The organism is Bradyrhizobium sp. U87765 SZCCT0048 (genome assembly GCF_018131225.1).
Taxonomy (GTDB): Bacteria; Pseudomonadota; Alphaproteobacteria; order Rhizobiales; family Xanthobacteraceae; genus Bradyrhizobium_A.
The window spans coordinates 822,926-846,929 of the sequence record NZ_JAFCMM010000003.1 but is presented as its reverse complement, the minus strand read 5'-3'; the positions used below and the strand labels follow the sequence as shown (position 1 = coordinate 846,929).

The 24,004-nt window shown below is 66.9% G+C and carries 21 protein-coding genes and 1 riboswitch; of the genes, 14 read left to right on the top strand and 7 right to left on the bottom strand.

Features of this window, described 5'->3' with window-relative positions:
- Nucleotides 1–117: 117 nt before the first annotated feature.
- The 8 genes from JQ639_RS22420 to JQ639_RS22385 all read left to right on the top strand — a co-directional run bounded on the left by JQ639_RS22420 (nucleotide 118) and on the right by JQ639_RS22385 (nucleotide 5,945).
- Nucleotides 118–990 carry a branched-chain amino acid ABC transporter permease gene (locus JQ639_RS22420; protein WP_211968463.1) on the top strand — a complete coding sequence of 291 codons (873 nt, stop codon included), beginning with the start codon at nucleotides 118–120 and terminating at the stop codon, nucleotides 988–990.
- A gap of 2 nt (nucleotides 991–992) precedes the next feature.
- Nucleotides 993–1,937: a branched-chain amino acid ABC transporter permease gene (locus tag JQ639_RS22415; RefSeq protein ID WP_211968462.1), complete on the top strand. Its 945-nt coding sequence runs from the start codon at nucleotides 993–995 to the stop codon at nucleotides 1,935–1,937.
- Entirely contained in the window at nucleotides 1,934–2,716 is a 783-nt protein-coding gene (locus JQ639_RS22410) for an ABC transporter ATP-binding protein (RefSeq protein WP_211968461.1), read from the top strand. The genes JQ639_RS22415 and JQ639_RS22410 overlap by 4 nt, the downstream gene beginning before the upstream one ends.
- The gene (locus JQ639_RS22405) at nucleotides 2,709–3,413 is read left to right on the top strand and encodes an ABC transporter ATP-binding protein (RefSeq protein WP_211968460.1); all 705 of its coding nucleotides are present in this window, start codon (nucleotides 2,709–2,711) and stop codon (nucleotides 3,411–3,413) included. The genes JQ639_RS22410 and JQ639_RS22405 overlap by 8 nt, the downstream gene beginning before the upstream one ends.
- Before the next feature lie 295 nt (nucleotides 3,414–3,708).
- Nucleotides 3,709–4,398 (top strand): spermidine synthase, encoded by a 690-nt coding sequence (locus JQ639_RS22400; protein WP_211968459.1) that lies wholly within the window; start codon nucleotides 3,709–3,711, stop codon nucleotides 4,396–4,398.
- A gap of 94 nt (nucleotides 4,399–4,492) precedes the next feature.
- Nucleotides 4,493–4,834, top strand: coding sequence for an ArsR/SmtB family transcription factor (locus JQ639_RS22395; RefSeq protein WP_211968458.1), 342 nt, complete (start codon nucleotides 4,493–4,495; stop codon nucleotides 4,832–4,834).
- A 10-nt stretch (nucleotides 4,835–4,844) separates the two neighbouring features.
- Entirely contained in the window at nucleotides 4,845–5,336 is a 492-nt protein-coding gene (locus tag JQ639_RS22390; RefSeq protein ID WP_211968457.1) for an SRPBCC family protein, read from the top strand.
- A 186-nt stretch (nucleotides 5,337–5,522) separates the two neighbouring features.
- Nucleotides 5,523–5,945 carry a DUF2158 domain-containing protein gene (locus tag JQ639_RS22385; RefSeq protein ID WP_211968456.1) on the top strand — a complete coding sequence of 141 codons (423 nt, stop codon included), beginning with the start codon at nucleotides 5,523–5,525 and terminating at the stop codon, nucleotides 5,943–5,945.
- Between the two features lie 64 nt (nucleotides 5,946–6,009).
- On the opposite strand, the gene JQ639_RS22380 is transcribed toward JQ639_RS22385, so the two are convergent.
- Together JQ639_RS22380 and JQ639_RS22375 are read right to left on the bottom strand one after the other, a co-directional pair.
- The gene (locus JQ639_RS22380; RefSeq protein ID WP_211968455.1) at nucleotides 6,010–6,150 is read right to left on the bottom strand and encodes a hypothetical protein; all 141 of its coding nucleotides are present in this window, start codon (nucleotides 6,148–6,150) and stop codon (nucleotides 6,010–6,012) included.
- A 129-nt stretch (nucleotides 6,151–6,279) separates the two neighbouring features.
- Nucleotides 6,280–7,530, bottom strand: a complete 1,251-nt coding sequence (locus JQ639_RS22375; RefSeq protein ID WP_211968454.1) for a multidrug efflux MFS transporter — start codon at nucleotides 7,528–7,530, stop codon at nucleotides 6,280–6,282.
- Between the two features lie 112 nt (nucleotides 7,531–7,642).
- On the opposite strand from JQ639_RS22375, the gene JQ639_RS22370 reads away from it, so the two are divergent.
- Nucleotides 7,643–8,320 (top strand): GntR family transcriptional regulator, encoded by a 678-nt coding sequence (locus JQ639_RS22370; protein ID WP_211968453.1) that lies wholly within the window; start codon nucleotides 7,643–7,645, stop codon nucleotides 8,318–8,320.
- Nucleotides 8,321–8,499: 179 nt separating this feature from the next.
- Here JQ639_RS22370 and JQ639_RS22365 read toward each other — a convergent pair whose 3' ends face one another.
- Complete coding sequence (locus JQ639_RS22365) at nucleotides 8,500–11,961, bottom strand: indolepyruvate ferredoxin oxidoreductase family protein (protein ID WP_211968452.1); 3,462 nt, start codon at nucleotides 11,959–11,961, stop codon at nucleotides 8,500–8,502.
- 309 nt (nucleotides 11,962–12,270) lie between these two features.
- Nucleotides 12,271–12,479, top strand: a riboswitch (cobalamin riboswitch).
- A gap of 108 nt (nucleotides 12,480–12,587) precedes the next feature.
- Here JQ639_RS22365 and metE point away from each other — a divergent pair.
- From metE to sorB, 4 genes are all read left to right on the top strand, one after another.
- Nucleotides 12,588–14,963 carry a 5-methyltetrahydropteroyltriglutamate--homocysteine S-methyltransferase gene (gene metE / locus JQ639_RS22360; protein ID WP_211968451.1) on the top strand — a complete coding sequence of 792 codons (2,376 nt, stop codon included), beginning with the start codon at nucleotides 12,588–12,590 and terminating at the stop codon, nucleotides 14,961–14,963.
- A 133-nt stretch (nucleotides 14,964–15,096) separates the two neighbouring features.
- A complete protein-coding gene (locus JQ639_RS22355) occupies nucleotides 15,097–15,510 on the top strand; it encodes a DUF3830 family protein (RefSeq protein WP_211968450.1) in 414 nt (137 codons plus the stop codon).
- A 434-nt stretch (nucleotides 15,511–15,944) separates the two neighbouring features.
- A complete protein-coding gene (sorA, locus tag JQ639_RS22350) occupies nucleotides 15,945–17,156 on the top strand; it encodes a SorA family sulfite dehydrogenase catalytic subunit (RefSeq protein WP_211968449.1) in 1,212 nt (403 codons plus the stop codon).
- Between the two features lie 53 nt (nucleotides 17,157–17,209).
- Complete coding sequence (sorB, locus tag JQ639_RS22345) at nucleotides 17,210–17,491, top strand: SorB family sulfite dehydrogenase c-type cytochrome subunit (RefSeq protein WP_249123416.1); 282 nt, start codon at nucleotides 17,210–17,212, stop codon at nucleotides 17,489–17,491.
- A 37-nt stretch (nucleotides 17,492–17,528) separates the two neighbouring features.
- Here the strand turns inward: sorB and JQ639_RS22340 are convergent, their stop codons facing one another.
- The 3 genes from JQ639_RS22340 to JQ639_RS22330 form a co-directional block, all read right to left on the bottom strand.
- The gene (locus JQ639_RS22340; protein WP_349644634.1) at nucleotides 17,529–18,902 is read right to left on the bottom strand and encodes an MFS transporter; all 1,374 of its coding nucleotides are present in this window, start codon (nucleotides 18,900–18,902) and stop codon (nucleotides 17,529–17,531) included.
- A 354-nt stretch (nucleotides 18,903–19,256) separates the two neighbouring features.
- Nucleotides 19,257–20,171, bottom strand: coding sequence for a hydrogen peroxide-inducible genes activator (locus JQ639_RS22335; protein ID WP_211968446.1), 915 nt, complete (start codon nucleotides 20,169–20,171; stop codon nucleotides 19,257–19,259).
- A 349-nt stretch (nucleotides 20,172–20,520) separates the two neighbouring features.
- Nucleotides 20,521–22,089 (bottom strand): glycoside hydrolase family 26 protein, encoded by a 1,569-nt coding sequence (locus JQ639_RS22330; RefSeq protein ID WP_211968445.1) that lies wholly within the window; start codon nucleotides 22,087–22,089, stop codon nucleotides 20,521–20,523.
- Nucleotides 22,090–22,471: 382 nt separating this feature from the next.
- Here JQ639_RS22330 and JQ639_RS22325 point away from each other — a divergent pair, with 382 nt between their 5' ends.
- Nucleotides 22,472–23,029 (top strand): NADPH-dependent FMN reductase, encoded by a 558-nt coding sequence (locus JQ639_RS22325; protein ID WP_211968444.1) that lies wholly within the window; start codon nucleotides 22,472–22,474, stop codon nucleotides 23,027–23,029.
- On the opposite strand, the gene JQ639_RS22320 is transcribed toward JQ639_RS22325, so the two are convergent.
- On the bottom strand, nucleotides 23,007–23,966 hold the full coding sequence (locus JQ639_RS22320) for a LysR family transcriptional regulator (RefSeq protein WP_211968443.1): 960 nt from the start codon (nucleotides 23,964–23,966) through the stop codon (nucleotides 23,007–23,009). The genes JQ639_RS22325 and JQ639_RS22320 overlap by 23 nt on opposite strands.
- Nucleotides 23,967–24,004 lie beyond the last annotated feature (38 nt).

Genomic DNA, 24,004 nt, shown 5'->3' with positions numbered 1-24,004 from the left:
GCGCAGCGCCGTCTCGAAGGATGAGGCCAAGGCGCATGACGCGGGTTCACCGACCGTCGCATATGTGCGGCGACATTACTCTCGCAGACCCGATAACAGAGGCATTCCGACGACAGCATGGCCGAGCTTGTCCAATTCCTGATGTCCGGACTGACGGTGGGCGCGGTTTATGCGCTGGTCGCGCTCGGCTTCACGCTGATCTACAACGCATCCGACGTCGTCAACTTCGCCCAGGGCGAGTTCGTGATGCTTGGCGGCATGGTCACGGTGTTCGTGTCCGCCGCCGGCGTGCCGCTGCCGCTCGCCGCGCTGGTCGCTGTCGCGGCGACCATCGGCGTCGGCCTGCTGCTCTACGCGCTTGCCATCGCGCCGGCGCGTGGCGCGTCGCCGGTGACGCTGATCATCATCACCATTGGCGCGTCGATTCTGCTGCGCGGCGCGGCGCAGGTGCTGTTCGACAAGCAGTTCCACAAGCTGCCGTCGTTCTCCGGCGATACGCCGGTCAACGTGCTCGGCGCCGCGGTGCAGCCGCAGAGCTTCTGGGTGCTGGGCGGCGCGGCAGTGATCGTGCTGCTGCTCTATGCCTTCCTGGAGCGCACCGTGCTCGGCAAGGCGGTGCTCGCCACCGCCGCCAACCGCCTCGCGGCGCGCCTTGTCGGCATCAACACCACGACCGTGATGGCGCTGGCATTCGGCGGCTCGGCGGCGATCGGCGCCATCGCCGGCATCCTGATCACGCCGATCACCCTGACAAGCTATGATGCAGGCACCCTGCTGGCGCTCAAGGGCTTTGCCGCCGCCATGCTCGGCGGCATGGGCAATCCGCTCGGCGCCGTCGCCGGCGGCCTCCTGCTCGGCCTTCTGGAAGCGCTCGCCGCCGGCTATATCTCCTCGACCTACAAGGATGCCTTCGCCTTCATCGTCATCCTGGTGGTGCTGTTTGCGATGCCGCAGGGCCTGTTCGGCCGTCGCGCGGTGGAAAGGGTCTGATCATGCTGCGATCCGATCCACGCGTCGCGACGCTGCTGGTGCTCGCCCTTGTCGTCGGCGTGCTGCCGTTCGTGCTGCCGTCGACCTACTACATCCGCGTCGCCTCGCTGGTGTGGGTGTCGGGCTTTGCCGCCATCGGCCTCAACATCCTGATGGGCCAGGCCGGGCAGGTCAGCCTCGGCCATGCCGGATTCTTTGGCATCGGCGCCTATGCGGTGGCGATCGGGCCGGCGCATCTCGGCCTGCCGTCATGGCTGGCGCTGCTGCTTGGTGCCGTGGTGTCGGCGCTGCTCGCCTATCTCGTGGGCCGACCCATCCTGCGGCTGAAGGGGCACTACCTCGCCATCGCGACCCTCGGCCTCGGCGTGCTCGTCGCCATGGTGCTCACCACGGAGAGTCGCTGGACGGGTGGCCCCGACGGCATGCCGGTGGCGAAACTGGCGCTGTTTGGCTGGCGCGCCAGCGGCTCGACGACCTGGTACTGGATCAGCGGCGGCATGCTGCTGGCCGGCGCCTGGATCGCGCTCAACCTCGGCAACACGCCGACCGGACGTGCCTTCCGCGCGCTGCATGACAGCGAGGTCGCTGCCCGTGTCGCCGGCGTCAATGTCGCGCGCTTCAAGCTGCGCGCCTTCGTCATCGCCGCGGTCTATGCCGCGCTCGCCGGCTCGATGCTGGCGCTGATGAACGGCTTCACCAATCCCGACCAGGCCGGCTTCCTGCATTCGGTCGAACTCGTCACCATGGTGGTGCTGGGCGGGCTCGGCTCGGTCGCGGGCGCGGTCATCGGCGCGGCGGTGCTGATCACCCTGCCGCAGGTGCTGACCGTGTTCCAGGACTACGAGCACCTGCTGCTCGGCGCGATCATCATCGTCTCGATGATCTTCATGCGCGACGGCATCGTGCCGACCGCGGCCCATTGGCTGGCGCGGAGGGCGCGCGCATGACCATCCTCGCGGCCCATGACATCGGCATCTCGTTCGGCGGCGTCAAGGCGATCGACGGCGTCAGCTTCGCGGTCGCGCCCGGCCAGATCCTGTCTATCATCGGCCCCAACGGCGCCGGCAAGACCACGCTGTTCAACATCGTGTCCGGCGTCTATGCGGCCGATCAGGGCCGCGTCGAGCTCGGAGGCGTCGACGTCACCGGTGCGGCACCCGAGCGGCTCGCGGCACGCGGGCTGTCGCGCACCTTCCAGAACCTGCAGATCTTCCAGCGCATGACTGCGGCGGAGAACGTCATGGTCGGCCGGCACTTGCGCGAGACCTGCAATCTGTTCGCTGACCTGTTTCGGCTGCCGTCGGTGACGCGGCAGAATCGCGCCACGCGCGAGGCGTCGCTGGCGCTGCTCGACGAGGTCGGCCTGCGCGGCAGCGCCGACGTTCAGGCCGGATCGCTGCCCTACGGCGCCTGCAAGCGGCTGGAGATCGCCCGTGCGCTCGCCGCCGAGCCGAAGGTATTGCTGCTCGACGAGCCGGCCGCCGGCTGCAACGCGGTCGAAACCGAGGAGATCGATCGCCTGATCAAGCGCGTCGCCGACAAGGGCATCGCGGTGGTGCTGGTCGAACACGACATGAAGCTGGTGATGAAGATCTCCGATCGCATTCTGGTGCTGGAACGTGGCCGGCCGCTGACCGAGGGCACGCCGCGCGAGGTGCGTGACAATCCGGCGGTGCTCGATGCCTATCTCGGCAAGCACGGGGCGCGGGAGGCGGCGCGTGCTTGAGGTCAGAGATTTGCACAGCGCCTATGGGCGCATCGTCGTGCTCAAGGGCGTCAGCCTCAGGGTCGACCCCGGTGAGGTCGTCGCGCTGATCGGCTCCAACGGCGCCGGCAAGACCACGCTGTTGCGCGCGCTGTCCGGCGTGCAGCCGATCTGCGGCGGAGAGATCAGTTTTCGTGGCGAGCGCATTGACCGCCTGCCGCCGCACCGCCGCGTCGAGCGCGGCATGACCCAGTCCCCCGAGGGCCGCCAGGTGTTCGGCCCGCTCACCGTCGACGACAATCTGCGGCTCGGCGCCTACATGCGCCGCGACGATGGTATCGAGGCCGATCGCGAGCGCGTGTTCGGCATGTTTCCGATCCTGCGTGAGAAACGTCATCTCGCTGCCGGCGGCCTCTCCGGTGGCCAGCAGCAGATGCTGGCGATCGGCCGCGCGCTGATGGGGCGGCCCAAGCTGCTGCTGCTCGACGAGCCATCGCTGGGGCTCTCTCCGCTGCTGGTCGACCAGATCCTCGCCGCCATCGTTGCCCTCAAGGCGGAGGGCATCACGGTGCTTCTGGTCGAGCAGAACGCCACCGCTGCGCTCGAGATCGCCGATCGCGGCTACGTGCTTGAGACCGGCTCCATCGCGTCGAGCGGCACGGGCGCAGCGCTGCTGTCGGACCCGAAGGTGAAGGCGGCCTATCTCGGGGCGGATTAGAGCATGACGATTTGGCCTGAGGTCGACGTACTCCGTCATGCTGAGGTGCGAGCGAAGCGAGCCTCGAAGGATGAACGGCCCCTGAGTCACTGCTGGGGCCGTCGCCCTTCGAGGGCCATGCTTCGCACCACCAGTCGGGCTCGCCCGACTGGTGGCTTTTAAAGAACGCCCCGGCTAAAGCCGGGGCTATGCAGGGTGACGGATTTCGCGGCTTCAATCGGGATTCATTGCCTTCAAAAGGCGTGTGCTGCCGCTGCCGTTTGCGCCGGCTCCTCTGGCGCGATACCAAGGCGTCATGATTCCCTGGACCCTGATCGACACCGGCAACATTCCCGGAACCGAGGACACGCTGAAACTGATGCAGCGTGGCACCGAGTTCTCGATCATGCTCGGCGGCAATCAACTGATGAACAGTCGCCTCAGCGGTTCTGAAGTGGCGCTGGCCACGCTCGCCTGCGCGCGCACCGAAGGGCGCACGACGCGCCGGATTCTGATCGGCGGGCTCGGCATGGGCTTCACGTTGCGCGCGGCGCTCAAGGTCGCCGGCGACAAGGCGACGATCGTCGTCGCCGAACTGGTGCCGGCGGTGATCGCCTGGGCGAAGGGGCCGCTGTCCGGCCTGTTCGGGGATGCGCTGAGCGATCAGCGCGTCGATCTCCAGCAGGCCGACGTGACCGACGTCATTCGTGCGAAGAAGTCGTTCTATGATGCGATCCTGCTCGACGTCGACAACGGTCCGGAAGGGTTGACCCGTTCGGCGAACGATCGGCTGTATCACGCGGCCGGTCTTGCGGAAGCCTATACCGCCCTGCGTCCCGGCGGGGTGCTGGCGGTGTGGTCGGGCGGTGCGGACGATGACTTCACCCGGCGGCTGAGCCGCGCGGGTTTCGTGGCCGAAGACATCATGGTGCGGGCGACCGGTGCCCGTAAGGGCGCGCGCCACCACATCTGGCTGGCGACGCGGCCGGCGTCTCCTTCGCGATAACCGCCGGTCGACATCGCGAGGGCGATGGCGCCGCGCCGATCTGCTGGCTTTTATATGCCTTGACAGGTATATTCCTTTATTGGCATATAAAAGCATGATCGAAACCTTCGCAGCCCTCGCCGAGCCCACGCGCTTTCGCATCGTCGAGCTGCTGCGCGCCGGTCCTTGTCCGGTGAACGACATCGGCGAACGGCTGCGGCTCAGCCAGCCGCAGGTATCGAAGCATCTGCGCGTGCTCAAGGACGCCGGGCTCGTCGATGCACAGCCGCGCGCCCAGCAGCGGCTTTATGAATTGCGGCCGCAGCAGTTGCGCAAGCTGCACGACTGGCTCGAACGCTATCGCCAGCTCTGGGACGCACGCTTCGACGGGCTGGATTCACTGATCGAGGAACTCAAGGCTCAGGAGAAACCCGGTGGACGCAAAAGCAAAACATGAAGCCAGCGCCATGAATCTCACCACAATGAACCTCAAATCCGATCGCGAGATCATCATCGCACGGACCTTCGATGCTCCCGCGCGCATCGTGTTCGAGGCCTGGACCAGACCCGAACTGGTCAAGCGCTGGTGGGCGCCAAAATCCCATGGCCTGTCGATCGTCGTCTGTGAAGCTGACGTGCGGGTTGGTGGCCGCTATCGCTACGTTCTGCGCACGACGAAAGACGAGGAAATCGGCTTCTCGGGGCAGTACACGGAAGTGACGCCGCATAGCCGTCTCGTCTATACCCAGGTGTTCGAGCCGATGGCGGACGCAGGCGCCGTGACAGTGGCGGTGACGTTCGAGGAGCGGGCCGGCAAGACGCATCTGGTGTCGCACGAAATCTATCCCTCGCCGGAAGCGCGTGAAGCAGCGCTGGCGTCGGGAATGGAGCACGGCATGCGCGAGGCGATGGACCAGCTTGACGCGCTGGCCGGTGCGCTGGCGGGAGGGGCGACCTAGGATCGGATTCCCGCCGCGGTTCGCGGAACAAGCCGCGATACCGGCGACAGGTGCGAAGGCTGACCCGATCGAGGGGTCTGTCGGTGTCAATCCCGACATCGTGCCGCGTGCTTGCGCTGCAGCGATTTGCTAGTGTTGCACTGCGGCAGGTCGCGATTCGCGCCTGCACACCGGGAAGGTCTCGCCATGGTCCGTCACAAGGAAATGGCTCGCCTCAAGGAAGGCGATCTGGTGGTGCTCAGGTCCGGCGGCCCGGTGATGACGGTGGACGCCGTCAACACCAGTGTGTTCGACGACAGCAAAGTCACCGGCGTGAGTTGTGTCTGGTTCGTCGGCGATGCCTTTCATCGCGTTCGCTTTGATCCGAATGCCGTCGAGCGGGTGAAAGCGAAGCACACGGCAGTCCGGCGCGTGAAGGATGCTTCCGGCGCGGCTCCGCAGTACACCAGTACGCTCGATACCGTGATCGGCGCGATGAACGATATCACCGAGGCGACAAAGCCCGTCGCATCGTCCTCCGCCAATGGCATGAGCGCGCCGGCAACACCAAAAAGGCCGTCGTCGCGGACGACAGCCAAGATGGCAGCGCCAAAGATCGTGACGTCATAGCGTCGACAGATCCGCTATGTTGGCAGCGGAGGCGCCGTAGCTCAATTGACGTGAGATAGCGCGATCAGTAGCAGACCCGCGTACAGGTGCGCCCGCTCGACGGGCTGCTGCTGCAGTTGGTGGTGCAGGTGCGCTGGGCGAAGGCTTCGGCAGTGGTGACGGCGACGCAGGCGAGGGCGGCGGCAAGGATCAGAAATTGACGCATTGAAAATGACTCCGGCAAAGACAACTTCGCCTCGGAAAAATGTGAGGCGCTGAACGCTAACAGGCGTTGCGATGTGTTGCCAGACGTTTCAATTGTGGCTTGTATCGTCGCTGCGGCGCGAAATGGCGGTCAGTTGCCCGCCTGCGCACGGCGACGGCGCAGCACGACGAAATTATAAAGCGCGCCGAGCGCCATCAGCACGCAGGTGCCGAGGAACACCGCGCGCATGCCGATATGGCCGCCGACAAAGCCACCGAGCAGCGGCCCCACCACCTGGCCGGCGTATTGCGACGAGGTGGAATAGCCGAGCGCCGCGCCGCTGACATTGTCGGGCACGTTGTGGCGGATGACCGCCGCGATACATGGCAAGAGGCCGCCGAGCGCGATGCCCATCAGGAAACGCAACGCGATCAGTTGCCAGCTGTCGGTGACGAAGGCCTGCGGAATCAGCAGCAGCGCCGCCGTCGCCAGTGCGCCGACGATCACGTACCAGTGGCCGATGCGGTCGGCGAGCTTGCCGAGGCGCGACGCGGACAGGATACTGCCGAGCGCGGCGGCCGACATCACGACGCCCGCAACGATGGTGATGCGGCTGGCGTCGCTCACGAGTTCGGCGACATACACCGTGATGATCGGCTCGATCGACATGTTGGCGACCATCAGCAGCAGGCCGGTGGTCAGCATCGCCAGCACCGGGCCTTTGTCGGGGATGCTGCGCCAGCCGCCGCTCGCGGCAGCGGCCCTCGCGCCCTTCGGCCGGGCGTCCTCGCGAATGAAGACGCAGGTGGCGAGAAACGTCACGAAGATGACCGCGCCGCACAGCCAGAAAGTGTTGCGGATGCCGATCAGCGGCGGCAGCGCGCCGCCGATCAGCGGCCCGACCAGGTTGCCGGCCATGATGCCTGACGACAGCACGCCGAGCGCCCAGCCGGAGCGATCTTTTGGCGTCTGCGTCGCCACCAGGATCATCGACCCGGAGGCGTAACCGCCGGCAAGGCCGACGAACAGCCGCAGCGCCACCAGTTGCCAGACATTGCCCGCCATGCCGATCAACGGCATGGCAATCGCCATGCCAAGGCTGGCACGGATCAGCATCAGCTTGCGGCCGTAGCGGTCGGCGAGATGGCCCCACACCGGTGCTACCAGCGCGGCGGCGAAGAAGGTCGCGCCATAGGCGGCGCCCGACCACTGCGCGATCGCAGCGCGGTCGGTGACACCGAGCTGCTCGACATAGAGCGGCAGGAACGGCAGCAGCAGCGTCATCGCGACAATGGTGGTGAAGGAGCCCAGCAGCACCACCACGAGGTTCTGCCGCCAGTAGCGGGCGCCGGACGCCGCCGCGTCAGGAGGAGAGGCTGGTTCGGACACCGCCGCAGTCATTTTCGCTGTTCTTTCAGTCGCTTGAAGTCTGGTTCGGTTTGGGATACCAGATTGGGATACATTCATCACCAAGCCATCGGCTTGTCAACGCGCAGAGCACCGGGGCGGACGCATGTCTCAGATGCAGCAGGTGGAGCAGCAGCTCCGCGACATGATCCTCGGCCTCGAGATCGCCCCCGGCGAGCGCCTGACCGAGCGCTGGATCGAGGCGCGGTTCGATGCCTCGCGCACGCCGATCCGCGCCGCGCTGCTGCGGCTGGAGACCGAGGGGCTGGTCGGGCGTGACGGTCGCGGCTGGACGGTGGCGCCGATCAATCTCGTCGAGCTCGAGCAGGTGTCGGTCTATCGCGAGGCCGTCGAGGTGGCCGCGGTGCGACTGACCTGCGCGCTGCCCGATCGCGGCGGCTTCGAGGGCGGCCTGGAGGCGATCGAGGGACTGCTGGAGTCCTGCGACGCCGAAACCACGCGCGAGGAGTGGCACCGTGTCGGCAATGACTTCCACATCGAACTGGCGCGCATCTGCGGCAACGAGTTCCTGGCGCGGGCGGTGCGCGACGCCATGCTGCGGCTGTCGCGCGCGCGCTGGCTGGAGGTGCGCGAGGCGCCGGCGCGGGACCGCGCCTGGGCCGAGCATCGCGACATTCTCGCCGCCGTGAAGGCGGGGGAAGCCGATCGCGCAGCGGCGCTCCTGAGCGCCCATATCGGCGGCAGCCGCGATCGCCTGATCGCATCTCTGCACGACGACCGTCGCGGCCTGCGGGCGCGGGGCTTTGCGGTGGTGGCGGGTTGAGGTGCGCAGTCGTGCGTGATGAATTGAGGTCGAGTTAAAATCCGTCATCCTGAGGTGCGAGCAAAGCGAGCCTCGAAGGATGAACGGCCCCTGAGCCACTGCCCGGGCCGTCGCCCTTCGAGGGCCATGCTTTGCATGGCCACCTCAGGGTGACGGATAATCGAGCTTGGAATTATGCTCTACGCGGCGCGCCGCGGCGTGTCGTTGGTCGCGAGGGCTGCGAGCAGTCGCTCGACCCGCACGCGCACGTCTTGCACGGCCTGGTCCTTGACCGGGCCATAGCCACGGATGTCCATCGCTGCGGTCGCCAGTGGCAGCAGCGCCGCCGCGCCATGCCGCGGCAGCTCGCGCAGCATCAGTGCGATCAGGTCGTCGTACCAGGCGATGAGCGCACGCTCCATCTTCCTCTCGGCAGTATAGCCGAACGGATCGAGCGCGGTGCCGCGCAGACCCTTCAAGCCTGCGAGCAGGCGGAATGGCCCACGCAGCCAGCCGCCAATCCGGATCTTGCGCGGGCGGCCGCGGGCGTCCTTGCCGAGCGGCAGCAGCGGCGGTGCGAGATGGTAATTGAGGCGGACGTCGCCCTCGAATTCGCGCTTCAGCATATCAGCGAAACTGTCGGCGAGATGCAGCCGCGCGACCTCGTACTCGTCCTTGTAGGACATCAGCTTGAACAGCGATCGCGCCACGGTCTCGGTCAGCGTCTGCGTGCCCAGCGGCTGCTCGGCGGCGCGGACGCGATTGACCGTCGTGCGATAGCGCTGGGCCCAGGCGGCATTCTGGTAGTCGGTGAGGAAAGCCACCCGGCGTGCGATGAGATCGTCGAGGCTCTCCGGCGCGGGCGTGTCGTCGGCCGGCGCAAGCGCCTGCGGATCGATCGCCGCGACGCGGCCGATCGCGAACGCCGCCTTGTTGCGGTCGATCTCGACCTTGTTGAGCGTGATCGCCTGCGTCAGCGCCGCCAGCGACACCGGGACGAGGCCGAGCTGCCAGGCCGCGCCGAGCATGATCATGTTGGCGTAAACGCTGTCGCCGCACAGCCGCTCGGCGAGGGCGTTGGCGTCGAGGGTCGAGAGGCTGGGCTCGCCGATGGTCCGGCGCAGCGCAGCGAGGCGGTCGCTGACGGCAAGATCGGCTTCGCGCTGGCGCACGATATCCCCGGTCGGCATCTCGGCGGTGTTGACGACGGCGTGCATACCCATGCGGTAGGTGGTCGACGCCTTGGGCGAGGACGACACCACGACGTCGCAGCCGATCAGCGCGTCGGCGGCGCCTTCGTCGATGCGCATCTGATGGATGTCCTGTGGGTGGGCGGCGATCCGCAAGTAGCAGAGCACCGGGCCGAATTTCTGGGCGAAGCCGGTGAAGTCGAGCACGCTCGCGCCCTTGCCTTCGAGATGCGCCGCCATGGCGATCAGCGCGCCGACGGTGATGACGCCGGTGCCGCCGACGCCGGTGACCAGCAGATCGTAGGGCTTGTCGAGCGGCGCATCGGCCAGGGCGGGTGACGCCAGCGCATCGGCGCGGGCGACGACGCCGGAGACATCGACGGTGCGGCGGCGCCGCGTTGCTCCTTCCACGGTGACGAAGCTCGGGCAGAAACCGTCGACGCAGGAGAAGTCCTTGTTGCAGGTGGAGAGGTTGATGCGGCGCTTGCGGCCGAATTCCGTTTCCCTGTGCTCGACGCTGAGACAGTTCGAGGCGGTCGAACAATCGCCACAGCCCTCGCATACGAGGTCGTTGATGACCGCGAAGCGCTGGGCATCCTGCATGGTGCCGCGCTTGCGGCGGCGGCGCTTCTCGGTGGCGCAGGTCTGCTCGTAGATCAGCACGGTGACGCCGGGGATGGCGCGCAGCTCGCGCTGCACGGCATCGAGGTCGCGGCGGTGATGCAACGTCACGCCGGGCGGAAAATCGCGAAGCCTGAACTTGTCGGGATCGTCGGAGACAAGAGCGATGCGCGCCACGCCTTCGGCGCGCACGGCGTGGGCGATCGCCTGCACGCTGATCGGGCCATCGACCGGCTGGCCGCCGGTCATGGCGACCGCGTCGTTGTAGAGGATCTTGTACGTGATGTTGGTTCTTGCCGCGATCGCCTGGCGGATCGCCATCGAGCCGGAGTGGTAGTAGGTGCCCTCGCCAAGGTTCTGGAACACGTGGCCCTTGCCGGTGAACAGTGACGACGCGGTCCAGTTGACGCCTTCGCCACCCATCTGGATCAGCGAGGAGGTGTCGCGGTCCATCCAGCTTGCCATGAAGTGGCAGCCGATGCCGGCGAGCGCCTTGGAGCCCTCCGGCACCCTGGTCGAGGTGTTGTGCGGACAGCCGGAGCAGAAGTACGGCGTGCGGGTCGTGCCCGGCAGCTGGATGACGCGGTCGTCGGCAGCCTTCAGCGCTTGCGCGCGTGCCGGCAGGTCGAGTTCGGGAAAGAACGGGTGCAGCCGCGCGGCGACGATCGGCGCCAGCAGACGCGGCGACAGCTCGCCGGTCCAGGGGATCAGGTCGTCGCCGTTCTCGTCGGTCTTGCCGACCATGCGCTCGGGCTTGGAGCCCGGGAAGTCGTAGAAATATTCCTTGAGCTGGCTCTCGATGATGCCGCGCTTCTCCTCGATCACCAGCACTTCCTGCTTGCCCTGGATGAAGGCGAGGGTGTCGCGCACGGCGAGTGGCCAGACCATGCCGATCTTGTAGATGTCGATGCCGAGCTCGCGGCACACGGCTTCGTCGAGGCCGAGCAGCCGCAGCGCCTCCATCAGGTCGAGATGGCCCTTGCCGGTGGTGACGATGCCGTAGCTGGCATGGTCGAGTTCATAGATATGGCGGTCGATCGGGTTGGCGTCGGCGAAGGCCTGCACGGCTTTCTTCTTGGCGACGAGGCGTTGCTCGATCTGCGGCCCCGGCAGGTCGGGCCAGCGGTAATGCAGGCCGCCGGGCGGCGGCGTGAAGTCGGGAGTGTTGAAGATCCGGTCCGGTTGCAGCTCCACCGAGGCGCCGGACTCGACGGTCTCGGAGATCGCCTTGAAGCCGACCCACATGCCGGAGTAGCGCGACAGCGCGTAGCCGTATTCGCCGAAGGCGAGATACTCCGATACGGAGGCCGGGTTCAGCGTCGGCATGAAGAAGGTCATGAACGCGACGTCGGACTGGTGCGGCATCGACGACGACACGCAGCCATGGTCGTCGCCGGCGACCACCAGCACGCCGCCATGGGGCGAGGAACCATAGGCGTTGCCGTGCTTGAGGGCGTCGCCGGCGCGGTCGACGCCGGGGCCCTTGCCGTACCACAGACCGAACACGCCTTCGACCTCGCGGCCGGCCTGGGTCTCGACTTGCTGCGATCCGAGCACGGCGGTCGCCGCGAGATCTTCGTTCACCGCCGGCACAAAGGCGATGTTGTTGACCTCAGCGAGATCCCTGGCGCGCCAGAATTCGAGATCGACGCCGCCGAGCGGGGAGCCGCGATAACCGGAGACGAAGCCCGCGGTGTTGCGGCCGGCGGCGCGGTCGCGCCGCGCCTGGTCAAGGGCGATGCGGACGATGGCCTGGGTGCCGGTGAGAAAGACGCGGCCATTCTCCCGGGTGTAGCGGTCCTCCAGGCGGTAGTCGCCGTTTCCGAGGAATTGCGAAGCTGTGTGCTTCATGGCGTTGTCTCCCCTGACTTTGGGATGAGTCTAGCGCCATGGCGTGGTGGAGTTTGCCAAAGTGGGCGGCGGCCGTTTGCGTTCCGCAACAAGCTTTCATTCCCGGCGGCCTAGCGAAAGGATTTGCCAGCGGCGATTGCGCGCCGCAGCACGGCGGGATCGATGCCGCGTCACACCGGTTCTTCCGTCCCCTGCCGCAGCGAGGGGCATGCCGTCGTGGGACCGCGAGGGCGGTATACCGCGGCCGTTCAGACCGTCATCCCCGACGTCATGCCGCAGACGACCTGATTGACGAGCGGTGCATCTGCTCTTAACTGGTGCTGTCGTGGTTCTCCGGGCACTCTCGCGCCGGAGCTAAGAGGGAAGCCGGTGCGGCGCAAGCCAATGCCGGAGCTGCCCCCGCAACTGTAAGCGGCGAGCCGCTGTCCATTGATGTCACTGAAACCGCAAGGTTTCGGGAAGGCGGACAGCAGCGATGACCCGCGAGCCAGGAGACCTGCCTCGACAACATAAACGTCCTCGGGCGGGGTGTCCCGGTGGTGCGGTGCGGATTCGCCCGGCCATCGGTCGCGCGCGTTCGACACGTGTCACCTTGGCCTTTGCCCCCAATCTTTTGGGGTTAAGCCATGACTAAGTCTGCAACTTCCACAAATCCACATTCCACACATCCATCATTGGCGGTCGCGACGCTCGGCACGCCGCGGATCGGTCCGCGGCGCGAGCTGAAGACCGCGCTGGAGAGCTTCTGGGCCGGCAAGTCCGACGAGAAGACGCTTCTGGAGGCGGCCAGCGGCCTGCGTGCGGCCAACTGGGCACGCCAGGCGGCGCGCGGCGTCAACGTGATTCCGTCGAACGACTTCTCGCTCTACGACCAGGTGCTCGACACCAGCGTGATGGTCGGCGCCATTCCGGCGCGCTACGGCTGGACGGGCGGCGACGTGCCGCTGGCGACCTACTTCGCCATGGCACGCGGCTCGCGGCCCGAGGCGCAGGAGCAGGCCTGTACCCATGGCCATCATGGTCATGATCATGGCGTGCCGGCGCAGGAGATGACCAAGTGGTTCGACACCAACTATCACTACATGGTGCCGGAGTTCCGCCGCGGCCAGACGTTTGCGCTGTCGTCGCACAAGCCGATCGACGAGTATCGTGAGGCCCGCGCGCTCGGCTACCAGACCCGCCCGGTGCTGCTGGGCCCGGTGACTTACCTGCGTCTCGGCAAGAGCGAGGATGAAAAGGTCGACGTGCTGTCGCTGCTCCCGGCGTTGCTGCCGGTGTATGTCGACGTGCTGCGCCGCCTTGCGGCGGAAGGCGCCGAGTGGGTGCAGCTCGACGAGCCCTGCCTCGTTCTCGATTTCGACGATGCCGCCAGGGCCGTGCTGAGCGACGCTTACGCGGCGTTCGCCCGCGAGGTGCCGCAGATCAAGATCATGCTGACGACCTATTTCGGCGGTCTCGGTGACAACGCCGCCACAGTGCTGTCGCTGCCCGTCGCCGGACTGCATCTCGATCTCGTCCGCGCGCCGCGGCAGCTCGACACGGTCCTCGCCAGGGCGCCGTCGCAGATCGTATTGTCGCTCGGCGTCATCGACGGTCGCAACATCTGGCGCAGCAACCTGCCGGCGCTGCTCGATCGGCTCGCGCCTGTCGTCGCAGCCCGGGGCGCTGCCGGCGTGCAGATCGCGCCGTCGTGCTCGCTGCTGCATGTGCCGATCGACCTGTCGCTCGAGACCAGTTTCGATACCGACCTCAAGAGCTGGCTCGCCTTCGCCGTGCAGAAGATGGACGAGCTCTCCGTGCTCGGCCGGGCGCTTGCGGGTGATCGCGCTGGCGTCAGCGAGGCGATCGCGGCGTCGGGGGCTGCCGCCGCCGCGCGCCGTGCGTCGCCGAAGGTGCACAGCCAGGCGGTCGCCGACCGCGTCGCTGCGGCCACGGCGGCGATGGGCGGCCGCACCAGCGCCTTCGCGGCGCGCGCTGCGGTTCAGCGGGCGCGATTCCAGCTGCCGGCGTTCCCCACCACCACTATCGGTTCGTTCCCGCAGACCGCAGAGGTGCGCAAGGCGCGCGCGGCCCACGACAAGGGCCAGCTCGACGATGCGTCCTACCACAAGTTCCTGCAGGACGAGACGGCGCGCACCATCCGCTGGCAGGAGGACATCGGCCTCGACGTGCTGGTGCATGGCGAGTTCGAGCGCAACGACATGGTGCAGTACTTCGGCGAGCAGCTCGCCGGTTTCGCTTTCACCCGTTACGGCTGGGTGCAGAGCTACGGCTCGCGTTGCGTGCGGCCGCCGATCCTGTTCGGCGACGTCTCGCGTCCCGCGCCGATGACCGTCGCGTGGTGGACGTTCGCCCAGTCGCTGACCACGCGTCCGGTCAAGGGCATGCTCACCGGCCCGGTGACCATCCTCAACTGGTCGTTCGTGCGTGACGACGTGCCGCGCAGCGCGGCGTGCCGTCAGATCGCGCTGGCGATCCGCGACGAGGTCGTCGATCTCGAGAAGGCGGGCGCCGCCATGATCCAGATCGACGAGGCGGCGCTGCGCGAGGGTCTGCCGTTGCGCCGGGACGAGTGGGCCGCCTATCTCGACTGGGCGGTCGAATGCTTCCGCATCGCCGCATCGGGCGTGCGCGACGACACCCAGATCCACACCCACATGTGCTACTCCGAGTTCAACGACATCATCGGCGCCATCGGCGCGATGGATGCCGACGTGATCTCGATCGAGACCTCGCGGTCGCGCATGGAGCTGCTGGAGGCGTTCCGCACCTATCGTTACCCGAACGAGATCGGCCCGGGCGTCTACGATATCCACTCGCCGCGGGTGCCGGATGTCAGCGAGATGACCGAACTGCTGACACTGGCGCGCCAGCGGCTCGCCGACGACCAGCTCTGGATCAACCCTGACTGCGGCCTCAAGACCCGCCGCTGGGAAGAGGTCGAGCCGGCGCTGGTCAACATGGTTGCGGCGGCCCGGGAGGTTCGTGCCCTTCCGCGCTGAAGACGACGGAAGGGTGACGCCGTCGGCGTCACCCTTTTCCGAATTGCGCCCGTTGGGCCGCTGCGGCATGCTGTCGGACCAGCGGGCATGCGAGGTGCCCGACGTTGTATGCTGCCAACCCTGTGAGGCTGCCATGAGCCAGCTTGTGATCCGTGCCGGAGACTTCGTGTTCGATGCCCGTTTCGAGGATCAATTGGCCCCCAAGACCTGCGAGGCGTTCCGCAAGGCGATGCCGTTCGAGAGCCACATGATCCATGTGCGCTGGAGCGGCGAAGGGGTGTGGCTGCCGCTCGGCGACCTCAGCTTCGGCGTCGGCTACGAGAACCACACCAGCTATCCGGCGCCCGGCCAGATCATCCTCTATCCCGGCGGCATCAGCGAGACCGAGATTCTGCTCGCCTATGGCGGGGTGCAGTTCGCCAGCAAGGTCGGTCAACTCGCCGGCAACCACTTCATCACCCTGACCTCCGGCCTCGAACGCCTGCCCGAGCTCGGCAAGACCGTGCTGTGGAAGGGCGCGCAGAAGGTCCGCTTCGAGCTGGTGTGATTGCCGCGCGCGAGCAGCGACGCTCTGTCATCGTGAGAATTGGCTGAAAATGCAACCGCCGACCTCAGTGTTTGTCGTCGCCGGGCAGCGCGATCCGTCTTTGACGGATCGCCAGGACGAAGGTCTCCCGGCGACCCCGAGAAGGAAGGCACTGCGTCCCTGAGCGGGGTGGCCGGGACAAGCCCGGCCACGACAGAGGGAAGCCGAAAGCGAGGTCATTTCACCACAGCCTGACGGCTCACCTTGCTTTGTGGCGTGGCGGCCCTCCCCCTTCAAACGGGGCGAAAGCTGGCGACGAGTTGCTCTTGCGCCATGATGGACGCCGCGCCATCCTCAGGCTGATTTGGAGCCGTCCCGGCGGCCGCGATGGGATCGCGGACATCCGGACGACGACAGCCGAGCGTCATATGGACGCGAGGTAACGGGAGGACACCGTGATCGATCGACGCCGCCTCATTGTGCGGTCCGGAGCCATGTTCGCTGCGCTCGGGACCGCGTCTGCCTTTGGTTCACGCTTCGCATTCGCCGACACCGTGACGCTGCCGTTCGACAATGGCGAGCGGCCGCTGGTCAGGTATCCGCAGAAGCGGGCGATGATCGGCCTGACCAGCCGCCCGCCGCAACTCGAAACACCGTTCTCGGTGTTCAACGAAGGCGTCATCACGCCGAACGACGCGTTCTTCGTGCGCTATCACCTTGCCGACGTGCCGCTCGACATCGATCCCTACACGTTCAGCGTCGAGATCAAGGGCAAGGTCGACAAGCCGCTGAAGCTCTCCATGGCCGAGATCCGCAAGATGCCGGCGGTCGAGATCGTGGCGGTCAACCAGTGCTCGGGCAACAGCCGCGGCTTCTCCGATCCGCGCGTCGCCGGCGGCCAGCTCGGCAACGGCGCCATGGGCAATGCGCGCTGGCGTGGCGTGCCGCTGAAGGCTGTGCTCGACAAGGCCGGCGCTCAGGCGGGCGCCAGGCAGGTCACGTTCAACGGCATGGACGGGCCGGTCAGCGACAAGACGCCGGATTTCGTCAAGGCGCTCGACATCGATCACGCCCGCGACGGCGAGGTGATGCTGGCCTATGCCATGAACGGCCATGACCTGCCGGTGCTGAACGGCTTTCCGCTGCGCCTCGTGGTGCCCGGCTATTACGGCACCTACTGGATCAAGCACCTCAACGAAATCACGGTGATCGACGGCACGTTCGATGGCTTCTGGATGAAGAGCGCCTATCGTATTCCGGATACCGATTGCGCCTGTGTCGAGCCGGGCACGGCGCCGAAGGCGACGGTGCCGATCAATCGCTTCAATGTCCGCTCCTTTGTCACCAGCCTCGTCAACGGTGCCAAGGTCCGGGCGGGCAAGCCGACGGTGGTGAAGGGCATCGCCTTCGACGGCGGCAAGGGCATCAAGGAGGTCAGCGTCTCGACCGACGGCGGCAAGACCTGGACTGCCGCGAAGCTCGGCAAGGATCTTGGCAAGTACTCGTTCCGGGAATGGCAGCTGCCGGTGACGTTCGCCGCCGGCGCGCAGCAGATCAAGGTGCGGGCCACCAACAATGCCGGGCAGGTGCAGCCGGCGACCGCCACCTGGAATCCGCCGGGCTACATGCGCAATGTCATCGAAACCACGTCCGTGACCGCGGTCTGAGGGAGAGCATCATCATGGCTCCGACGATTCGTTCCGCTGTACTGGTCGCGGTGATGGCGGTTGTGCTCGGTCTCCTACCCGCCAGCGCGAAGCCGGTATCCTACAAGCTGCCCGACGAAACCGCGACGCTGAAGCCGGGCCCCAATGTCGAGGTGGTGCAGAACAACTGCACCGCCTGCCATTCGGTCGACTATATCAAGACACAGCCGCGTGGTCCGAAGTTCAAGAAGGACTTCTGGCAGGCGGAGGTCACCAAGATGATCAAAGTGTTCGGCGCGCCGATCGACGATGCCGACGCCGGCAAGATCGTCGACTACCTGTCGCAGACCTACTGATCTGGAGGGATCGTGACGGCCGCCGCGCGCGGTGCCGTCACGCCGGCCGTGTCGCCACCAGGCGCAGGAAGCTCATCACCGATCCGACCGCGGCGAAGCCGGCACCGAGCGCCAGCGCAACGGTTGGCCCGTGGGCGGCGAACAGGCCGAAGCACAGCGCGGCGAGCGCCGCGCCGGTGGTCTGCCCCGTCAGCCGCGCCGTCGCGACGATGCCGCTGGCGCCGCCGCTGCGTCCGGACGGTGCGCTCGACATCAAGGCCTGCATGTTCGGCGACTGGAAGAAGCCGAAGCCCATACCGCACACCACCATGCGCCAGACGATGTCGATGACGCGGGGGGCCTCGGGAAGGGTGGCGAGCAGCGCCATGCCGATCGCCAGCACCACGAGCCCGATGCCGCCGAGCACGCCGGCAGGATAATGGTTGGACAGCCGCCCCGCGATCGGCGCCATGATGCCGACCGTCAGGGACCATGGGGTGATCAGAAAGCCGGTGGCGACGGCCGTCAGACCGAGATTGTGCTCGAAATAGAACGGCAGCGACACGAAGGCGAGGCCCTGACACGCGAACGAGCACATCGCGGTGACGGCCGACAGTGCGAACATCGGGCGGCGGAACAGGTCGATCGGCAGCATCGGCGCAGGGTGGCCGGCCTGCCGGCGCATCAGTAACAGGCCGAGCAGGATGGCACCGGCGAGCAGCAGCGCGACATAGCGCAGGTCGGCGTCATGGGCGCCGCTGCCGATCGCCGTGATGAACAGGCCGAGGCAGGCGGTGGTCAGCAGCGCACCGGGAAGATCGAAAGCGTGGTCCAGGCGTGGCGTCTGCGGCAGCGTGCGCATCCCGACCAGCACCGCGGCGATGCCAAACGGCACGTTGACGCCGAACAGCCACGTCCACGGGCCGACCGACAGCAGGCTGGAGGCGACCGTCGGTCCGATCGTGAACGCGGTGGCGACCACCAGCGCGTTCATGCCGAAGCCGTGGCCGTGCAGGCGCCGGGGATAGACGAAGCGGACCAGCGCGGTGTTGACGCTCATGATGCCGCTGGCGCCGAGGCCTTGCAGCAGCCGCGCCACCAGCAGCGTGGGCAGCGACCACGCGAATGCGCACAGCAGCGATGCCAGGGTGAACAGCACGAGTCCGCCGAGATAGACGCGCTGGTGGCCGACGATCTCGCCGAGAGCGGCGAGCGGCAGCAGCGTCGCGACCATCGCGATCTGGTAGATGTTGACCACCCAGACGACGTCGGCGGGGGTGACATGCAGGTCGCTGGCGATCGCCGGCAGCGCGACATTGGCGATCGCGGTGTCGAGCGATGCCATCGCCAGCGCGGTGAAGATGGCGAGAATGGCGAGGCGCCGCCGCTCCGGGGGCAGCCCATCGGGCGCCGGCGCGGCCGCGGATGTCACGCGTGGCCGTGGAGACCGGGCGTCGTGCGGGGACTGGCTTTCCTGCGGAGACTTCTTTTCCTGCGGAGACTTGGCGTCCACGTGGCGTCCATCGGCGGCTTGCGAGGGGTGTCGGATGCGGTCACGGCGACCGGACTTGTCTTGCGACAAATAGTCCAATCCGGCCGCGTGCGGCAGGGATGTCGTCGCATGCGCCATCCCGAGCCATGCATGGCAGGACACCGCTGCGCGCACGAAGATGGATTTGCTGTCATGCCGCCGATCCGCAGCGCGAATGTACTGCTGTGGCGCGCCATCCGGAACGGCGCTGCTGCACGGGGAATGGCCGCGGCTGCTCGCCGCCTTGTGATCGCGTCATCCGCCGCGCGCCCGGCGCAGCTGTTCGGACGCGACCGTCGTTATGAGCTTGCCGAGCTCGATGAAGTGACGCTTGCGCGGCGAGCTGCGCCGCCAGGCGAGGCCGATCACCCGCCGCGGCTCGGGTTCGCCGAAACGGATCAGGCGGATCGCGCCCTGCCGCGTCTCGACGTTCAGGCTGAGCTCCGGCAGCAGCGTGATGCCGAGGCCGTTGGCGACCATCTGCACGATGGTGGACAGGCTGGACGCGCCCGATGTGTCGATGTTGCCGGCGCGCTGCAGGTTGCAGAAGGTCAGCGCCTGGTCGCGCAGGCAATGTCCCTCCTCGAGCAGCAGCAGGCGATCCTGCTTCAGCAGCTCGGCCGTGGCGCGCACATTCTTGCCGATCGGCTGGGCCTGCGAGGTGGCCAGCAGAAATCGGTCGTCGAACAGGCGGATGGTCTCGATGTTGGGGTCGTCGACCGGCAGGCCGAGCAGAAGGAGATCGAGCTGGCCGTCCAGCAGTTCCTCGACGAGGTGCTGGGTCTGGGTCTCGCGCAGATGCAGGTCGATCTGCGGATAGGCATCACGCAGCTTGGGCAGCAGCGGCGGCAGAATATAGGGCGCGACGGTCGGAATGACGCCGAGATGCAAGGAGCCCGCGAGCACGGTGCCATGACGGCGGGCGAGCTCGACCATGTCGCGGATGTCGGTCAGCACCTGGGCGGCGCGGACGGCGAGTTCGCGGCCGGTGTCGGTCAGGATCACGCCTTTGCGGCCGCGCTCCAGCAATTGCGCGCCGAGCAGCTTCTCGAGATCCTGGATCTGCATCGACAGCGCCGGCTGGGTCACCTCGCATTGCTCCGCGGCCCGGCCAAAATGCCCGGTCTTTACCACCGCGTCGAAATACCTGAGCTGCTTCAGCGAGATCATGACATCAGATTTTCTGATCCGAGGGGCAGCTTATTGCGGTCGCGGCTGATGGTCCAGCCCGGGATCGATACTGGTGCCATGCACAGGCCACCCCCAATGCGTTGCCCGCGGGCTTGTCCTGCATCCAGCCGAGGCGGCCCGGTTTAAATTTCAGCGCTGGCCACACTCGCAGTGTCATTGCGGACTTGACCCCGCAATCCAGCTTGATCACCACAAACGGCAAGTCTGGAAAGCTGGATCACCGGGCGTCGGCGCTGCGCGCCGGCCCGGTGATGACGCTGCAAATGCCGATGTGCTCGTGCCAGATGATGTGCAGAACAACGAACCGTAGGACTGGCGCGTCCCGGCCCTACGGCTTGTGGAACAGCGAGGCGAACAGGGCCTGGGACTGCGGGAACTCGCCGTCGTCGATGCGGGTCGGCCACGCGCCGTTGACGTCGAAGTAGCAGGCGTAGGCGATCTGCGAGGCGTTGACGACGAACCAGTCGTGCATCTTCTGGATGAAGTAGGGATTGTCGCCGGCCTGCCCGACCCCCCATTCCGGATAGCTCATCAGCTTGCCGTGGGCGGACGCGAATGCCTGCTGCCAGTTCAGGCCGAATGGCGCGTTGAGGGTGTTGTCCATCCAGCGCTGCTGCACGCTGGTGCCGCCGGTGTAGTCGTAGACATCGAGGCCGATGTAGTCGACGACGTCGTCGCCGGGATAGGCCACGTCGGCGGGGCCGTCCTGCGCGCCCCACGCCGGGCACCAATCGAAGGTGAACGCCGCCGACTGGGCGCGGAAGATGCCGACGACGCGGCGATAGGCGCCGATGTAGTCCTCGGTCTGGCCGATGGCGCTCGACGGCGTGCCGGCGATGTTCATCTCCCAGCCGATGCGGATGATCGCGTCCGGCTGTGCGGCGGCGATCTTGATGGCGATGTCCTCGAAGGCGCTATCGTGCAGACCGGTCGCGACATCGGCGAGCGGCGTGCCCGGCACATTGAGGCCGATGCTCCACACCAGCTTGCGCTGCGGATTGGCGTTGTGCCAGAAGCCCGGAAGCCAGTCGTTGGCGGTGTAGTCCGACCAGGTCGACCAGCCGTAGAAGTCCATCGCTCGCACCGACGATGGTGTCTGGTGGAGCCAGCTCTCCCAGATCGCCATGTTGCTCTCGCGGCCATTGGTGCCCCAGTTGACGAACGCGCCGGCTTTGGCCGGAAACAGCGACGGCGTACTGCTCTGCACGGCGATGGCCAGGGCATTCGGCAACTGGAACAGCGGCGTCCAGCTGTTGTCGGCGGTGTTGACGGTCAGCGCCACCCGCGTCGGGCCCGTCGGCGCATTGGCGGGAATGGTGAAGGTGTGGGACAGCGGCACGACGGCGCCGACGCCGAGCTGGCTGGCGTCGATCGCCTTGGTGAAGATGCCGATCTGCTCGCTGCTCGCGACATTGAACAGCTGGATGTTGAACGCGGAGCTGCCGAGCGCCTGGGTGATCGTGAACGACGTCGTAAGGGTCACGGTGCTGCCGGGCGCGACGGTGAGCGCGCTCGATGTCGTGACGCCGGCGGTCATCGGCGCGGGCGCGACGGCGAAGTCGAAGGCATCGGGGTCGTCGAACAGCAGCGTCCAGTTGCTGTCGGCGGTGTTGGCCGTGAGCACCACCTTGGTCGCGCCGAGCGGCGCGGTCGAGGCGATCGGGAAGCTGTGATAGACCATCACGCTCGCCCCGGGGGTGAGCTGCGCGGCGTTGAAGGCCTCGGTCCAGCCGCCGATCTGCTGGTTGCTGGCGACGTTATAGAGCTGGACGTTGAACGCCGTGATGCCGAGCGCCAGATGGATGGTGAACCATGCGGTCACGGTGATGATGCCGCCGGGGGCGACGAGCGTGCGGTCGGCGATGGTGAGGTCGGCGGTGATCGGACTGGTCGGCATGGGCTGAGCCTCCGCGAAAACGCCGCGCTCATCGGCGCGGCGTCTTCCCACCTATCAGGGCGGCCGGTGCGGGGCTGCAACGGGCGACAGTGGGTTTGGTGGATTGCGGGGCTTGGCGGACGCTGGGCGATTCGGGGCAGGCCGGACAGCAGGCCCAGACGGCAGGCCCATGCTCGCCACGGCTGGGGTGGCGGGGACAGCGGCCGTCGCGGGGCATCAGGGTCGTGTCGGGGCCGTCTGCCCGGATCGGAAACCATGAGTTTCCAAGGTTTCTATATTTTAAAGTCACGCTGGCAGGGTATGTTGCATTGCAGGCCGCGGGTGATCGAGGGATGCCCGGCGGGCTGTGGCAAGCGGTTTTCCTGACAGAGGTTTTCGGACAATGACGATCAACGTGGTCACCATCAGTGGCAGCCTGCGCAAAGGCTCGTTCAACTCCGCCTTACAGCGCGCGCTCCCGGCGCTGGCGCCGGCCGGCATGACGCTGACCGAAGCCCCCGCCTATGACAGCTTCCCGCTGTACAACGCCGATATCCAGAACGGCTCCGGCTTCCCCGAGGCGGTCAAGACCTTCGCCGACGCGCTGCGCGCCGCCGATGGCATCATCATCATCTCCCCGGAGTACAACTACTCGGTGCCCGGCGCGCTCAAGAACGCGATCGACTGGGTGTCGCGTCTCGAGCACCAGCCGTTCAAGGACAAGCCGGTGGCGATCCAGTCGGCGACAGGCGGTCCGCTCGGCGGCGCCCGCATGCAGTATCACCTGCGCTCGATCCTGGTGTTCCTCAATGCCTTCACGTTCAACACGCCGGAGATCTTCGTCGGCTCGGCGCACACCAAGTTCAACGACAAGCTCGAGCTGACCGACGAGCCGACCCGCAAGATCGTCGCCCAGCAGCTCGAGGCGTTCGGCAAGTTCATCGCGCGCGTGCGCGCCTGAGCTTGAGCTCGGCCTTCTTTTCCTGACAGGTCACCCAGGACGGCTTCGACAGCCGCCTGGCGAGAAATTCGGCCAGCGCGTCGATGCGCGCTGGCCGCGGCCCCGCCGACGGCGTGACGAAATGCAGCGCCGCCTGCGGGATCTGCCAGTCCTCCAGGATGATCTCCAGCCGCCGCTCGGCGAGCGCGTCGGCGGCGATGAACTCAGGCAGCTCCGCGACGCCAAGGCCCGCGAGCAGCGCCGGCATCAGCGCGTCGCTGTTGTTGACCCGCAGGGGACCATTCGGTCGCACGCTGGCATGCTCGCCCGCGCTGTTGGTGAAGTGCCAGGTGTCGGCGGTCGACAGATACGCATAGCCGAGACATTGATGCGTCGCGAGGTCGAGTGGATGCCGCGGCCGGCCATGGCGTTCGAGATAGGACGGCGCCGCCAGCACATAGCGCGCGATCGCGCACAGACGCCGCGCCACCAGCGATGAATCCGGCATCACCGCGATGCGCAGCGCTGCGTCGAAGCCTTCGCCGACGAGGTCGACCGGTGCGTCGCTGAGATGCAGGTCGACCGACACCTCCGGATACATCGCCAGGAAGTCCGGCAGCAGCGCGCCGACATGGCGCACGCCGAACGACATCGGCACCGCAAGGCGGATGCGGCCGCGCGGCGTCGCTGACTGCGCCAGCGCATCGTTCTCGATCGCCTCGCCGTCGGCCAGGAGCTGCGCTGCGCGCTCCGCCAGCATCTTGCCGGCGTCCGTCAGCGCGAAGCGGCGCGACGTGCGGTTGAACAGCCGCGTGCCGAGCCGCGCCTCGACCCGGCTGATCGCCTTGGACACCGTGGCCTTGGACAGCCCAAGCTCGCTGGCGGCGCCGACGAAGGAGCGCATCTCCACCACCTTGGCGAAAATCGCGAGGCCTTCGAGATCGGGCAGTTTTGACATGGGTGATCCGAAACGATGAGATTCAATGGTTTCTATTT